A 14,902-nucleotide genomic window follows, 5' to 3' on the forward strand; every position below is an offset into this window, starting at 1 on the left:
CCCGTTTGCGCTTAGTCGCGCAAACCCCAGTACGCTGCTCTTCTGCCATCCATGGCTCCAGAGCTTCCCGATTAACAGTCCCCTCCTCACTCCACCTTTGAGATCCTTGCATTCCGGAGCGCATCTTTCATTGACTGAGCAAAGTACTGATTGGCGAACACAGATCAAGCAATCCCTGGCTGACTGCCGGCAGTGGGAGACTGCGCGCATCCTTCGGCTGATGGGCAAGGGGGATCCGGATCCGAAAAACCGGGATCGGATTGAGGCCCTTCTGCAGGAGGGGCAGGAGGCGCTGGCGCGGCGGCGCTCGCTGGTTCCCTCCATTTCGTACCCCGAGTCGTTGCCGGTTTCGGAGCGGGTAGAGGATATCCGCTCGCTGCTGGAGCAGCATCAGGTAGTGATCGTTGCCGGTGAGACGGGGTCGGGCAAGACGACGCAGTTGCCGAAGATGGCGCTTGAGGCCGGGCGTGGCCGGCGCGGGCTGGTGGGGCATACCCAGCCGCGGCGGATTGCTGCGCGCACGGTGGCGCAGCGTCTGGCGGAAGAAATGGAGACCCGGGTCGGCGAGACGGTGGGTTACCAGGTGCGGTTCAGTGACCAGACCAGTGATGATTCACTGGTGAAGGTGATGACGGACGGCATCCTGCTGAATGAGCTGACCCATGACCGCTTTCTGGACCGCTACGACACCATCATTGTGGATGAGGCCCATGAGCGCAGTCTGAACATCGATTTCCTGTTGGGGGCGCTCAAACGGATTCTTCCGAAACGGCCTGACCTGAAGGTGATCATTACTTCGGCGACCATCGAGCTGGACCGCTTCAGTGCCTATTTTGACGATGCGCCGGTGCTGGAGGTTTCGGGGCGGACGCATCCGGTGGAGGTGCGGTATCGGCCGCTGGCGGACTCTGAGGATCCGGAGTCGGGCTGGCCAGGGGCGATCGAATCGGTCGTTCATGAGATCGAGGATTACGAGAAGGATCAGGGCAAGGGGCCCGGGGATATCCTGGTGTTCCTGCCGGGGGAGCGGGACATCCGGCAGGTGAGCAAGGAGCTGCGCCATGCGGATCTTCAGCACACCGAGGTGCTGCCGCTGTATGCGCGGCTGTCGAATCGCGAGCAGAACCGGGTGTTCCAGCCCCATGGCGGGCGACGGATCGTGCTGGCCACCAATGTGGCCGAGACCTCGCTGACGGTGCCGGGCATCCATTACGTGATCGATACGGGTCTGGCGCGGCTGAGCCGTTACAGCGTGCGCTCGAAGATGCAGCGCCTGCCGGTTGAGCCCATCGCCCAGGCCAGCGCGGAGCAGCGCAAGGGGCGCTGTGGGCGTGTGGCCCCCGGGATCTGTTTTCGACTCTATGACGAGTCGGATTTCCTGAATCGGCCCGAGTTCACGGACCCGGAGATCCGCCGGACCAACCTGGCGTCTGTGATCCTGCAGATGACGAACATGGGACTGGGCGACGTCAAGCGCTTCCCCTTCATCGACCCACCGGATAAGCGCCTGGTCAACGACGGCTACAAGCTGCTGGAAGAGCTGGGGGCCGTGGATCGGGGACGCAAAGTAACCAAGGCTGGGCGGCGCATGGCGCGGCTGCCGGTGGACCCAAGGCTGGCGCGCATGCTGCTGGCGGCTGAGCGGGAGGGCAGTCTGGCCGAGGTGGCGGTGATCGCGGCCGGACTCAGTATCCAGGACCCCCGTGAGCGCCCGGGCGACAAACAGACCCAGGCGGACCAGGCGCACGCGCTGTTCCGCGACAACCATTCGGACTTCAACAGTCTGCTCAATCTATGGAACGCCTGGGAAGAGCAACGCCAGACGCTGTCCGGCAATCAGCTCCAGAAGTGGTGCCGGAAGCATTTCGTGGCCTTTCTGCGCATGCGGGAGTGGCGCGACATTCACCGTCAGATCCTGCTGCTGGCAAAGGAGCAGGGCATGCGGGTGAATCAGCGGCCGGCAGACTATGCTTCCGTGCACCGGGCGCTTCTGGCCGGCCTGCTGGGCAATGTGGCGCTGAAGGAGGAGAAGGGCTGGTTCCACGGGACGCGTAACCGCAAATTCCGGATCTTTCCGGGCTCCGCACTGGCGAAGAAGCCACCGAAGTGGATCATGGCCGCCGAGATTGTGGAGACCAGCCAGGTGTTCGCGCGCATGGTGGCGGGGATCGAGGTGGAGTGGATCGAGCCACTCGCCGAACACGTGGTCCGGCGCAACCACGCGGAGCCGCACTGGGAGAAGAAGCGGGCCCAGGTCATGGCCATGGAGTCGGTCACACTCTATGGGCTGACCATCGTGGCCAATCGCCGCGTGGGGTACGCCCGGATCGACCCGGAGCTGTCTCGGGAGATCTTCATCCGCCGGGCCCTAGTGGAAGGCGAGTACAGGACCAGGGCCCCCTTCGTGCTGGCCAATCAGGAGTTGATCGAAGAGGTCACTTCGCTGGAGGACAAGGTTCGCCGGCGGGATCTGCTGGTGGATGAGGAGACCCTGTTCCAGTTCTACCATGAGCGCCTGCCCGCCGACATTGTCAGCGGCAAGGGTTTTGAGCGCTGGTGGAAGCAGCTTAACGACGAGCAACTCAGTCGCTTCTACCTGACCGAGTCCGATGTCTTCCAGAAAGAGCCCGGGACGGACACGCAGAGCCTGTATCCCGATACGCTGCAATGGCACGGCCTCACCTTTGAACTGCGCTATCATTTCGAACCGGGTACGGCCGAGGACGGCGTGAGCATCCGGGTGCCGATAATGGCGCTCAAGCAGCTGCCGGTGGAGCGGCTGGGGTGGCTGGTGCCGGGGCTGCTGCGCGATCGCGCCATTGCCCTGGTGAAAAGCCTGCCCAAATCACTGCGCCGCAACTTTGTGCCGGTGCCGGACTTCGTGGACGCCGCCCTCGCCAATCTCACCCCCTGCAATGAACCACTGCCCCGTAGACTGGGGGAACAGCTCCAGCGCATGACCGGCGTGCGGATACCCGAGGATGCGTGGGACCCGGATCACCTGCCTGACCATCTGCGCATGAACGTGCAGGTGATTGATGACAAGGGCAACATCCTGGATCAGGGGCGGGATGTGGAGGGGCTGATCGCACGCCACGAGGATGAGGCTCACCAGGCGCTGGAAAGTGCCATGCAGGAGGCCCCGGAGGAATCCGAAGTTGAGACGGTTGTCTCCGACTGGCCGGGCGGCGACCTGCCGGAGAGTGTCGAGACCGAGCAGGGTGGCATGCAGGTTCGTGTCTATCCGGTTCTGGAAGATGAGGGGCAGGGGGTACGTCAGACGCAGGTGCTGGACCCGGTGCGGGCCTGGTACCTGAACCGTCGGGGAATTGCACGCATCCTGGTCAACCGGCTCGGCAATACCCTGCGGGATCTGGATCGAAGACTGCCCGGCTTCCATGAAGCATCGCTGCTGTTTGCCCCGGTCGGGCGCAAGACAGAGCTTCTGGACGATATGCTCATTGCGACGGCCCAGTCCCACTTCCTGGCGGAGCAGGCGCTGCCACGCAGCGAGCGGGATCTGGAGAGCTGCCTTGAAAGCGGCCGAAGTGACTTCATACCCGCGCTGGAAGCTAACAGCCGGCTCCTGCTCCAGATCATGGAGCGCCATCACCAGGTGATGAAGGGGTTGAAGGGCAAGATCCCGCTGAATGTTGCCCAGAGCATGGCGGACCTGAAGTTTCAGATGAGCCAGCTGATTTACCCGGGGTTCATGGCGGCAACGCCGCCGGAGTGGCTGAAGCATTTTCCACGTTACATGGACGCGGCGCTGATCCGGCTGGACAAGATGCCCCGGGAGGCAGGCCGTGAGCGTGCCTTTCTCTCGGAGTTCCAGCCCTTCTGGGACCGCTACGTCGAGAGACGCGAGGCACTGGCCGTGCAGGGGATCGAGGACGAGGCCCTGATCACCTACCGGTGGATGCTGGAGGAATACCGCGTGTCGTATTTCGCACAGCAGCTGGGAACCGCTGTAACGGTTTCCCCTCAGCGCCTGGAGCGCCAGTGGCAGCAGGTCCGCCGCTGACGCCGTCCACCTGACACCCGGTGCCGATGTGTTAATATCCTGAGTCAGGAACTATTTCACAGGTTCTCCATTCAACAACAACCGGAGTCTATCCCGTGTCCTCAGCAGTCATCAGCGCTACCGGTCTTTTCTCGCCGCCCAGCGTCATCGACAACGACGAACTGGTGGAAGCCTTCAACGCCTACGTCGAACGCCACAACGAACGCAACGCGGCCGCGATTGAGCGTTGCGAGGTGGAAGCGCTGCAGCCTTCATCCTCGGCGTTCATCGAGAAAGCCTCAGGCATCAAGCGCCGGCATGTGATGGACAAGCAGGGCATACTGGATCCCGAACGCATGAAGCCGTCGATTCCGCAGCGCCCGAACTCGAACTATGGCATCCAGTGTGAAATGGCGGTCAAGGCCACGAATCAGGCGCTGGAGCGGGCCGGGATCAGGGCGCAGGATCTGGACGCGGTCGTTGTCGCCTGTTCGAATCTGGAACGCCCCTATCCGGCCGTGGCCGTTGAAGTACAGGATGCGCTGGGCGTGGAAGGCTTTGCGTACGACATGAACGTCGCCTGTAGTTCGGCGACCTTCGGCATCCAGAATGCCGTTGATGCCATCAATAACGGGCACGCCCGCACGGTGCTGGTTGTGAACCCGGAGATCTGCAGTGCCCATCTGAATTTCTGCGATCGGGACAGCCATTTCATTTTCGGCGACGCCTGCACCGCCATCATCGTCCAGCATCCGGATGATGTGCCGGCAGGGCGTGGCTTCGATGTTCTGGGCACACGGCTCAAGACGCGTTTTTCCAACAACATCCGGAACAACTTCGGGTTCCTGAACCGTGCGGATGAATCCGGCATGGGGCAGGCGGACAAGCTGTTCGTTCAGGAAGGCCGCAAGGTGTTCAAGGAGGTTTCTCCGCTGGTGGCGGAGCTGATTGGCGAGCACCTGGGGGCGCTTGGTCTCGGCACCGATCAGTTGCGGCGCATGTGGCTGCACCAGGCGAACCTCAATATGAACGAGCTGATTGCCAAGCGGGTCCTTGGGCGTGATGCCGAGGTTGGCGAGGCGCCGGTGATACTGGATGAGTACGCCAATACCAGCTCCGCAGGCTCCATCATCGCCTTTGACCAGTACCAGGCCGACCTGAACAGTGGCGATTACGGCATCATCTGTTCCTTCGGAGCTGGCTACTCCATCGGTAACGTCGTGGTCCGCAAGCGCTGAAGCGGCCCTATTGGCCGCTTTCCGCGCTCAATGCCCGCAGGCGGTCGGGCAGGGGTGTGGGGCGGCCAGTGTCATGATTGATCCACACCACCTTGGCGCTGCCTGATGCATAGAGAGCATCATCATCAGCGCCAATTACCCGATAGAAGTTCTCCAGGCTGCTGTTGCCGGCCCTGCCGGTGCGCACTTCAACCCTGATCCTGGTGGGATAGACCAGTTCCTGGTGGAAGGTTGCGCTCGTGGTTACGATCACCGGGCCCTCGCCCTGGCCGTCCGCTGTCAGTGTGAGACTGTCGAACCAGCGGATTCGCGCCTCTTCAAAAAACCTGAAATACACCGTATTGTTCACATGGCCGTAGGCATCCTGGTCGCCCCAGCGGACAGGGAAGGTTTCCTCATGGACCAGTCGGCCCTCGGGTTGGTTTTCGGACATGATGACTCCTGTTCTATGGATGGCGCTGATTCTAGGGCCGGAACAGATGATTTCAATCCCCCTGCAGACAGGTTTACAGGTTGATGATGCAACGAACCCTGCTCGCGTTCAGTCTCACCCTGGCACTGGCTACCGGTGCCAGTGCACAGCAGCCGGAAGACGGCTCCGCCAGCATGCTGCCCGACGATGCGGATCCACAGAAGGTGGCGGATACGTCCGCCTTTGACGACCGTGATCCCTGGGAGTCGTTCAACCGCAGCATCTTCACCTTCAACGAAGTGGTGGACCGCAACCTGCTCAAGCCTGTGGCGCGCGGCTACAACCGTGTCACGCCGGAGCCGGTGAATGATGGGGTCAGCAATTTCTTCAGCAACCTGAGCGAGCCGGGTAACATTCTCAACAGCCTGCTCCAGGGCAAAGGCGAGGATGCGCTGGTCAGCACTGGCCGCTTTATCTTCAACACCACTTTCGGGTTGCTTGGGCTGGTGGATGTGGCCAGCTACATGGAATTGCCGGAAAAGGAAGAAGACTTCGGCCAGACCTTTGGGTACTGGGGGGCCGACAGCGGCCCCTTCCTGATGCTGCCGTTCCTGGGCCCCTCAACGGTCCGGGATACAGCGGGCAGGGGAGTGGACTACGCCGTTCCGGATCTCATGGACGAGGTGGACTCTCCCGAGGTCTATTTCCTTTATGCCCTCTACGGAGTGGATCTCAGGGCCTCACTGCTGAGCTACGAGGAGCAGATCACAGGTGATCGTTACACGTTCATACGCAATGCCTACCTGCAGCGTCGTGAATATCAGGTCAATGATGGCAGGGTGGAAAGTGACCCCTTTGCCAGGGACGATGAGGACATAATGCTCGAGGATTTCTGATCGGCGGCTATACTCCGGTCAGGTAGTCCCGGGCAGTGGCCAGTGGAGTCCATTATGAACCGCAGGATCGCGCATTACCGCAAGCTGCTCAGCCAGGCCCGCACCTATGAACAGTGGAAGGCGGCGGCACTGGAGCTGGATTACCTGGAAGGCAATGTGGAATGGAAGGAGGCGTTCGCCTCCGAGTTCTACAACTACAACCTCATCCATGACCGCCTGAGGGAGCTGCGCCACTACCACCAGACCGGCGACTATGCCCGGCTCAAGCGCGCGATCCGGGAAGGGCTCCATCACGATCTCGGCAACATCTCGAACCCCGCGCTCTACCACAACAGCTATGTGGGCACCAAGCACCTGATCGAGGAATACGTGAACCAGGTGTGCGAGTCCATCAACCTGCTGTGTGACACCCCCATGCAGGAGCTGCCCGAAAGCGAAAAGCTGGGCTTCTTCAAGGATACCCTGCTGAGCTATGGCCGCCCGGCATTGCTGCTCAGCGGCGGCGCCACGCTTGGCCTGTTCCACCTGGGGGTGATCCGCACCCTCTGGGAACGGGATCTGCTCCCGCAGGTCATCTCCGGGTCCAGCGCCGGGGCTGTGATGGCGGCGATGGTTGGAACCACACCGGACGATGAGCTGGACCAGCTTCTGGAGCCGGAACGCCACAACCTCAAGGCCTGGCGCTGGAAGGGGGTGATCAATGGCCTTCGCGGGGCCGGGTTCATGGACCAGGGCGTACTGGAGCAGTGCCTGAGAGAGAATATCGGGGAGTTCACCTTCGAGGAGGCGTTCCAGCACACTGGCCGTTCCACCAACATCAGTGTGTCATCGGACCAGGGCCAGCATGGGGCGCGGCTGCTCAGTGGCTATACCTCGCCCTATATGCTGGTATGGAGCGCCGCTCTGGCCTCCTCTGCGGTTCCCGGGGTCTTTCCGCCCGTGCAGTTGCAGAAGAAGGATCACCAGGGGGCTACGGTGCCCTACATGCCACGCCTGCGCTTCGTGGACGGTTCGGTGGTGAGTGACCTGCCGCGCGAACGCCTGATGCACCTGTACGATGTGAATTTTACGCTGGTCAGCCAGACCAACCCGCATGTGGTTCCGTTTCTGCGCCGGGATCATGGACAGTCCCGGGAGAGCCTCGCCAGTCTGCCCCTGTCACTGCTGAAAGCGGAGATGCAGTTCCATGGCAAGGGGCTGTTCGATGTGCTGAGGCGGCGCATGCGGCCGGAACTTGCCCGCCAGGCCTGCGGCCAGATCTATACCATCATGGCGCAGCAGTACCAGGGGGACGTGACCCTGGCACCGCGCTACCGGATGCGGCACTTCCGGCGCATGATGTCGAACCCGTCGCCGGAATTCGTGCGCGAGATGATGCTGGAGGGGGAACGTGCCACCTGGCCGCTGATCTCCCAGATCCGGACCCATGCCAAGATCTCGCGCACGCTGGAGGGCTGCATCCGGCGCCTGCGCCAGCACAACCGCAAGGGCGCCGAGCTGCACGTAATCGCGAGCTGAGCCTGTACGCTCCGGGAGCCGCCCGCTATCATGAGCGGTCTCTTAACCGACCTTTGGACAGGAGCGCATGCTCAACGAGGATACGAAGGCTGAGATCCAGGCAGCCTATCGGGCCGTGCTGGCCGGCAAGGATCTGCGCGCGCGCTACGGCCAGCGGCTGATGATCGCCGAGATTGCCCGCTACCTCGGTGAGATCACGGAAAACGACGGTCAGCGAACGTCCGCCCACAAGGCCTGTGTTCTGGAAGCCGGAACCGGCACGGGCAAGACCCTCGCCTACCTCCTGGCCGCCATCCCGGTGGCACGGCAGCTTGGCAAGCAACTGGTGGTTTCCACCGCCACGGTGGCGCTCCAGGATCAGATCGTGAACAAGGATCTGCCGGACCTGAAAGCCCATTCAGGGCTGGATGTGAGCTGGTCCCTGGCGAAGGGGCGTGGCCGCTATCTGTGCCTGTCCAAGGTGGAGCAGCGCCTGCATGGCCACGGTAACCAGGACAGCGACACCATTCCGCTTTTCATGCTCCAGGAGGAGCCGGGCGAACCGGCGGAAACCCGCGCTTTCCACGAAAAGCTTTTCTCCAGCTACGCGGCCCGCGAGTGGGACGGCGACCGTGACCACTGGCCGGACCACATCCCCGATGACATCTGGCAGGGCGTGACCACGGACCACCGCCAGTGCACCAACCGCCGTTGCAGCTATTTTGACAGCTGTCCCTTTTTCTCGGCGCGTGCGGAGCTGGAACACGCGGACGTGATCGTCGCCAACCATGACCTGGTGCTGGCGGATCTGGCCCTGGGGGGTGGCGCCATACTGCCCAAGCCCGAGGACACCATCTATGTGATGGACGAGGCCCATCACCTGCCGGACAAGGCCCTGAACCACTTTGCCGCCTCCCTGGGGCTGGAAGGCACACGTCAGTGGCTGCGCAGCCTGAGCCAGGCTCTGGCCCAGCTTCTGCCGCATCTGCCGGCGGACGCCGAGGCGGCCCGCACGGTACAGAAACTGACGGATCTGGCACGGGAAATTGACCCGATGCTGTCGGACGTCCATGAATGGCTCGAAGAAAACACGCCCTGGGAAGGGGGCGAAGACGGTGGTAACAGCCAGTACCGTTTCCCGGGCGCACGGTTGCCGGACGAGTTGAGCACCCGGGTGACCGCACTGCAGCAGCAACAGGTTCAGCTGACGCGGCGTCTGGACCAGTTGGCCGACTTTCTGGATGAAGGGATGGATGAACGCCGGGAAGGCGATATTGATCGCGAGACCGCCGAAGCCTGGTACCCCGTGGTCGGCCAGTTCCATGCCCGGGCAGAGGATCAGTTGCGGCTGTGGCAGGCCTGGTCCGAGGCCGTGCCGGAAGCCGAAGAGGGGGAGGACAGCACGCGTACGCCCGCGCCGGCGCGGTGGCTCAACCGCCGTGGTGGCGAGAATGGCGACATCACGCTCTACAGCAGTCCAGTGCTGGCGGATAATGTCCTGTTCAGTCGGCTCTGGAGCCGGTGTTTCGGCGCCATCCTGACTTCCGCCACCCTGACAGCGCTTGGTCGCTTCGACCGCCTCAGCATGCGTGCCGGGCTGCCGGCGGACAGCCGCTGCCTGGTGATTCCCTCGAACTTCCGCTACCAGGAGAACGCCACCGTGGAGGTGCCGGCCTCAAGTATGGAACCCGGGGATCCGGCCAGCTACGCGGAGCGGCTGGTGGATCGTCTGCCCGGGGTGCTTGAAGGGGATACGGCGGCGCTGGTCCTGTTCACCGCGCGTCGGGACATGCAGAGGGTGCGTGACATGCTGCCGGAGACCTGGCGGGACTGCGTCATCACGCAGGATGACCATACCCGGGCGGAGGTCCTGGACCGCCATCGCCAGCGCGTGGACAACGGCCAGACTTCAATTCTCTTCGGAGTGGCCAGTTTCGCGGAAGGGATCGATCTGCCGGGAACCTATCTGGAGCACGTGGTCATCACGCGACTGCCGTTTTCGGTGCCGGATGATCCGATTGAGGCCAGTCTGGCTGAATGGATCGAGGAAAGGGGCGGCAACCCCTTCATGGAGATCAGCGTGCCGGACGCCTCCATAAGGCTTGTGCAGGCCGCTGGGCGGCTGCTTCGCAGTGAGTCCGACACGGGTCGTGTGACGATCCTGGACCGTCGCATCATCTCCCGGCGTTACGGCAGCATGCTGCTGGATGCGCTGCCGCCGTTCCGCCGTGTGATTGCCGCCTGAGCCCTACCTCAGTCCGTCTGGCGGGCGGGGTGCGGCTCGTAGCTGATGAGACCCTGCTGGCGGGCCATGGCGTAGGCGGCCTTGGGCCCCGTCCAGAGTGATGGCAACAGGATGAGTGATACCGGAATCGCGGTGATCACGATGAACTGTTGCAGCGCGCTGATCTGGCCTTCGCCCATGTACAGCAGAATCGCTGCCATCAGTGCCATGGCCACACCCCAGAAGACGCGAACTGCGCGGTTCGGTTCATCATGGCCGGTGCCCACGACAGAGATCGCGTAGCTCATGGAATCCCCGGTGGTTGCCACGAAGATGGTGGTCAGCAGCAGGATCGCCAGTGCCATGAGCATACCGCCGGGCAGTGCCTGGGCAACGGTGAGGGTGGCCACATCGAACTGGAAGTTCTGCAGCGGCTCGGCCAGCTCGATCACGTCCTGCATCTGGTAGAAGATGCCGGAACCGCCCAGCAGGGTGAACCAGACGGTGGTGGCGACCGGCGCCATGACGGCGACTGCCAGAATCATCTCCCGGATGGTGCGGCCACGGGAAATACGTGCCACAAAGATCGCCATCAGCGGCCCGTAGCCGATAAACCAGGCAAAGAAGAACACCGTCCACCATTTCATCCACCACGCAGGCGCGGTCTCGGAGGTCATGGTGCCCATGCGGAAGAATGAGGAGATGTATTCACCGAAGCCCTGTGTGTAGGCGTTGGTGAGGAAAAGCGTGGGCCCGAAGACAAAGATGACCGCCGCGATCGCGAGTGCCAGCATCACGTTGAACCGGCTCAGCAGCTGTATGCCTTTGTGGATGCCGGTTACCGCCGAGGTTACATAGATTGCACCCAGGGCGATGACGATCATCAACTGAGTGGAGTAACGGTCCTCGATGCCGAACAGAACCTCGAAGCCATAGCTGACCTGCGTAGCAAGGAAGCCGATGGGGCCAACAGTGCCGGCGACCACGGCCACCACGCAGCAGGCGTCCACCACGCCGCCGATCCAGCTGCTCATAATGCGCTGCCCGAAGACAGGGTAGAGCAGGGTGCGGGGCCGCAGCGGGTGCCCGAGATCATAATGGTTGTGCGCCAGGATGATCGCGGTCAGTGAGCCGAGGATGGCCCAGGCCAGAAAGCCCCAGTGCATGAATGACTGGGCAAGGGCGCCGGCCACGGCTTCGGCGGTGCCTGCCTCGGTGTTGAACGCCGGAGGTGTGACCACGAAGTGATAGACCGGCTCGCCGGCGGCAAAGAACACGCCGCCTCCGGCGAGCAGGGTACACATGATCATGGAAAGCCAGCGGAAGGTGCTGATTTCCGGTGTCGTACGGTTCCCCACAAGGGCGCCAGCCGCGGGCGAAATGGCAACCCCCAGGGCAATGAAGAAGGTTGCCAGCAGCAGCAACTGGAAGTATGAGCCCAGGCCCGCCGCTGTCGCGGTGAACCATTCACCGATGCTGTCGGAGACGAGCGTTATGTCGTACAGAGAGAACAGGATGAAGAGAACGATGAACCCGGCGCTGAGGCCGAGAACCACTGGATCACCAAGCCGCCGGTGATCGCTGGGCGACGTGCCCGGAGTCTGTTCGGATGGAGTCATGGGAGCCTCACGACCATAAAAAGTGAAGCGCGGGATGATGACAGCTTGTTACAGGAAATCAATGGTTGACAGTCCGAATGGACAGAAAAAAGCCACCAGGGAAAAACCGCTGGTGGCTGAACAAGGAGTTACGTGAGGAGAAATCCGAAAGGCCTGAAATCGAATTCCTGTTGACTCTTCTCACGGTGCCCAATGTAGGGCGTAAGGGGGCGTAGAGGGATCGTCCATAGGGCGTAAAAGGGGAGGAAAAAGGGCGTAAGGCGCTCAAAGTGTGAATTGAGTCACATTGTGAGTCCTGACTAATCGACCAGCCCCAGTTCCCGGGCACGGGCCAGTGCGCCGGTGCGGCTGCTGGCACCCAGTTTACCGTACAGGTTGCGTATATGGGCCTTGACCGTCGTCTGCGCCACGGACATGCGCTGTGCGATCTCCTTGTTGGCATGACCGGCATGGATCAGGGTCAGCACCTCGATCTCGCGCTGGCTCAGGGGCTCCAGGAGTGCTTCGGTGCTGCCCATGGCCGGCGCAGGTTCTGTCTGGGCGGGCGCGGATTCCGCTTCCAGCAGTGGGTCCAGTTCGCGCAGGAAAGCCAGCGGCAGGCCATGGTGGGGCATACGCCGGTACAGCGCGGCCAGCGCAGGCCCTTCCTCGACAAAGAGTCGCAGGAAACGTTCCCGGGAGGCCAGCTCAAGTGCGCGGTGCAGCATGACGGCGGCCTGTTCCCCGCGGTCGAGGTGATCCAGGCAGACCGCGTATACCGCCAGCAGTTCAATCAGATGTTTGAAATGGCGCCCTTTCTCGGTGGACAGCCGCAGCGGCGCCAGGATGTTGATCGCCTCCTCGGCCTGACCGTCCGCGAGCAGCAGCCGCGCCAGCCCGATGCGGGCCTGTTCCCTGTTGATGGGGTTACGGTAGTTGTGCTCCTCAAGCCGTTCCCGCCAGGTCTGTGCGCCAGTGCGGTCGCCCAGCGCCAGGTGGCAGCGCACGTGCAGTGCTTCCAGGCATGGGGGCTCGAACAGGATGGCATCGCGTTTCTGGTCCTGAACACGCTCCGCGTCCTCCAGGTATTCCATGGCGTCCTGGTACTGGCCCCGGGAGAAGGCCAGGTGTGCGCGGGTGTACTGGATCACCACGTGCTGGCCGGGCTCGCTGCCCGAATCCAGGTGCGGCAGCAGCGGGTTCATGTGGGTATCCGCCAGGGTCAGGTCGTTCTTCTCCCGGTGGATCTGGACCATGGCGCTGTTCTGCCAGCAGGAGACCAGGCGGGGCTGTTGGGGGTCCGTGTGATGGGAATTTACCCATTCGCGCACGCTGGTCCCCACGTCCAGTGCCCGGTCCATCTCACCCTGGTAGAACAGGATCCACGCCAGAAGGCCGCCGCTGGAGAGGGTGGTGGCGTGTTTCTTTTCCCGGCGCCCGTGCTCCACAGCGGATTCCAGAGCGTGGGTGGCACTGGCCAGATCCCCGTTGGCGTAGCAGTCCAGCCCGATGCCGTAGTAGGTCACGGACTTGAGGGGGATATTGGTGTGGTCGATATCCTTCAGGACCTGCTGGGTCAGGTGCTGGGCACTGGAGTGGTCGCTGCGGGTGCGCGCCATGTAGGAACGGATCAGCGCGATCTCGTTGTGCAGTGCCAGCGCCACGTCGGCGTTATCGTCTGAATTGGCAACACGGATGTCCAGCGCGTCTTCAAGCTGCTCCAGCAGGGGCTCGATGTTGTTGAGCCGGTTCAGGAAGAACAGTGCCCAGATCTGGAGCATCATCAGGCGTGGATTGCGGGTGGTCCGCTCCTCCGGCAGGTACTGCAGCCACTTATGGACCAGCTCATGGAAGCCGGTGTGGATCAGGTTGTTACCGTACTGTTCCAGCACCTGTTCCAGCCAGTCCCAATCCTCCAGCTGAAGCAGCTGTACGATGGCCTCCTGCAGGTAGTCCTCGTTCAGCAGCCAGCGGATGGCCCGCGCCTGCAGTTCCCGGTAGGCCTCTGGCTCGGTCTGGCTGAAACGCTGGGTCAGGGCTTCGCGGAACAGATCGTGGTAACGGAACCACTGGTCGCGGGTGTCCAGGGGAATGATGAAAAGGTTCGCGTGAACCAGCTGCTCCAGAACGGTCTGGCTGTCGTCGCGTTCCAGGATACTGTTGCACAGCTCCGCGCTCAGGCGCCGGCAGACGCTGGTGCGCAGCAGGAAGTCCCGCACATCCGGTCTCTGCTGATCCAGTATTTCGGTCAGTATGTAATCACTGATCTGGCGGCTGTGATCGCCCTCGCTGAGTACAGTACGGGACAGGCTGCTGGAGTTCATGCTCTTGCCAGACAGGGCTGTGAGCTGCATGGCGGCCGCCCAGCCCTCGGTCCGCTGCCATATGGCGCGGACCTTCTCGTCGTCCAGCGCAAGCCCCATGTAGTTGTTGAAGAAGGCGCTGCACTCGGATTCGGAAAAGGCAAGGTCACTGGCGTGCAGGCCCTCCATCCAGCCCTTGACCCGCCACCGGGAGAGCGGCAGGGCCGGCTCCGTGCGTGACAGCAGAACCAGGTGCAGCGCGGGCGGGGCATGATCCACAAGGAAGGTGATCTGGCGCTGGATGTCGGGATCCTGGATCAGGTGATAGTCGTCCAGTATCAGGTTGGCGTGCTCGACTGACTGGTCGATGAGCGTGTTGATGAACGCGGTCAGGGCGCCCTCTATGTGCTCCGCACCGGGCGTGTCCAGATAATGGTGGATGGACTCCTGGTGCCCCAGGATGGTGTTTTCCAGAGCGCCGATGACGTAGGACCAGAAACGGCGAGGCTCGTCGTCCTGTTCATCCAGGGACAGCCAGGCAACCGGCTGGTCATGGGCCGCGCACCACTGGTTCACCAGTGTGGTCTTACCATACCCGGCCGGGGCCGTGATGGCGGTCAGGCGCCGTGCCGCATCGGGCTGAAGCCGTTCCAGGAGACGGGGACGGGCGATGGCACGGGGGTCCGCTGCCGGGCGCATGAATTTTGTGGCCAGTAACATCGGCAAGTCCC

The 14,902-nt window shown here is 62.6% G+C and carries 8 protein-coding genes; 5 read left to right on the forward strand and 3 right to left on the reverse strand.

Annotation, left to right across the window (positions count from 1 at the left end; translation table 11 throughout):
- Nucleotides 1–130: 130 nt before the first annotated feature.
- Both hrpA and GLW01_RS11850 read left to right on the forward strand, forming a co-directional pair.
- Complete coding sequence (gene hrpA, locus GLW01_RS11845) at nucleotides 131–4,024, forward strand: ATP-dependent RNA helicase HrpA (protein WP_202405697.1); 3,894 nt, start codon at nucleotides 131–133, stop codon at nucleotides 4,022–4,024.
- Between the two features lie 95 nt (nucleotides 4,025–4,119).
- On the forward strand, nucleotides 4,120–5,241 hold the full coding sequence (locus tag GLW01_RS11850) for a beta-ketoacyl-ACP synthase III (RefSeq protein ID WP_160899183.1): 1,122 nt from the start codon (nucleotides 4,120–4,122) through the stop codon (nucleotides 5,239–5,241).
- A gap of 7 nt (nucleotides 5,242–5,248) precedes the next feature.
- Here the strand turns inward: GLW01_RS11850 and GLW01_RS11855 are convergent, their stop codons facing one another.
- Entirely contained in the window at nucleotides 5,249–5,674 is a 426-nt protein-coding gene (locus tag GLW01_RS11855) for an acyl-CoA thioesterase (protein WP_160899184.1), read from the reverse strand.
- A gap of 83 nt (nucleotides 5,675–5,757) precedes the next feature.
- Here GLW01_RS11855 and GLW01_RS11860 point away from each other — a divergent pair, with 83 nt between their 5' ends.
- From GLW01_RS11860 to dinG, 3 genes are all read left to right on the forward strand, one after another.
- On the forward strand, nucleotides 5,758–6,549 hold the full coding sequence (locus tag GLW01_RS11860) for an MlaA family lipoprotein (protein ID WP_202405698.1): 792 nt from the start codon (nucleotides 5,758–5,760) through the stop codon (nucleotides 6,547–6,549).
- Between the two features lie 54 nt (nucleotides 6,550–6,603).
- Nucleotides 6,604–8,067 (forward strand): DUF3336 domain-containing protein, encoded by a 1,464-nt coding sequence (locus GLW01_RS11865; protein WP_160899185.1) that lies wholly within the window; start codon nucleotides 6,604–6,606, stop codon nucleotides 8,065–8,067.
- Nucleotides 8,068–8,134: 67 nt separating this feature from the next.
- Nucleotides 8,135–10,291 carry an ATP-dependent DNA helicase DinG gene (dinG, locus tag GLW01_RS11870; protein ID WP_160899186.1) on the forward strand — a complete coding sequence of 719 codons (2,157 nt, stop codon included), beginning with the start codon at nucleotides 8,135–8,137 and terminating at the stop codon, nucleotides 10,289–10,291.
- A gap of 8 nt (nucleotides 10,292–10,299) precedes the next feature.
- Here the strand turns inward: dinG and GLW01_RS11875 are convergent, their stop codons facing one another.
- Both GLW01_RS11875 and GLW01_RS11880 read right to left on the reverse strand, forming a co-directional pair.
- The gene (locus GLW01_RS11875; protein WP_151440479.1) at nucleotides 10,300–11,889 is read right to left on the reverse strand and encodes a BCCT family transporter; all 1,590 of its coding nucleotides are present in this window, start codon (nucleotides 11,887–11,889) and stop codon (nucleotides 10,300–10,302) included.
- 299 nt (nucleotides 11,890–12,188) lie between these two features.
- Nucleotides 12,189–14,891, reverse strand: coding sequence for a LuxR C-terminal-related transcriptional regulator (locus tag GLW01_RS11880; RefSeq protein ID WP_160899187.1), 2,703 nt, complete (start codon nucleotides 14,889–14,891; stop codon nucleotides 12,189–12,191).
- Nucleotides 14,892–14,902: the final 11 nt, after the last annotated feature.

It is taken from the genome of Vreelandella halophila, from assembly GCF_009856365.1.
Classification (GTDB): domain Bacteria; phylum Pseudomonadota; class Gammaproteobacteria; order Pseudomonadales; family Oleiphilaceae; genus Halospina; species Halospina utahensis_B.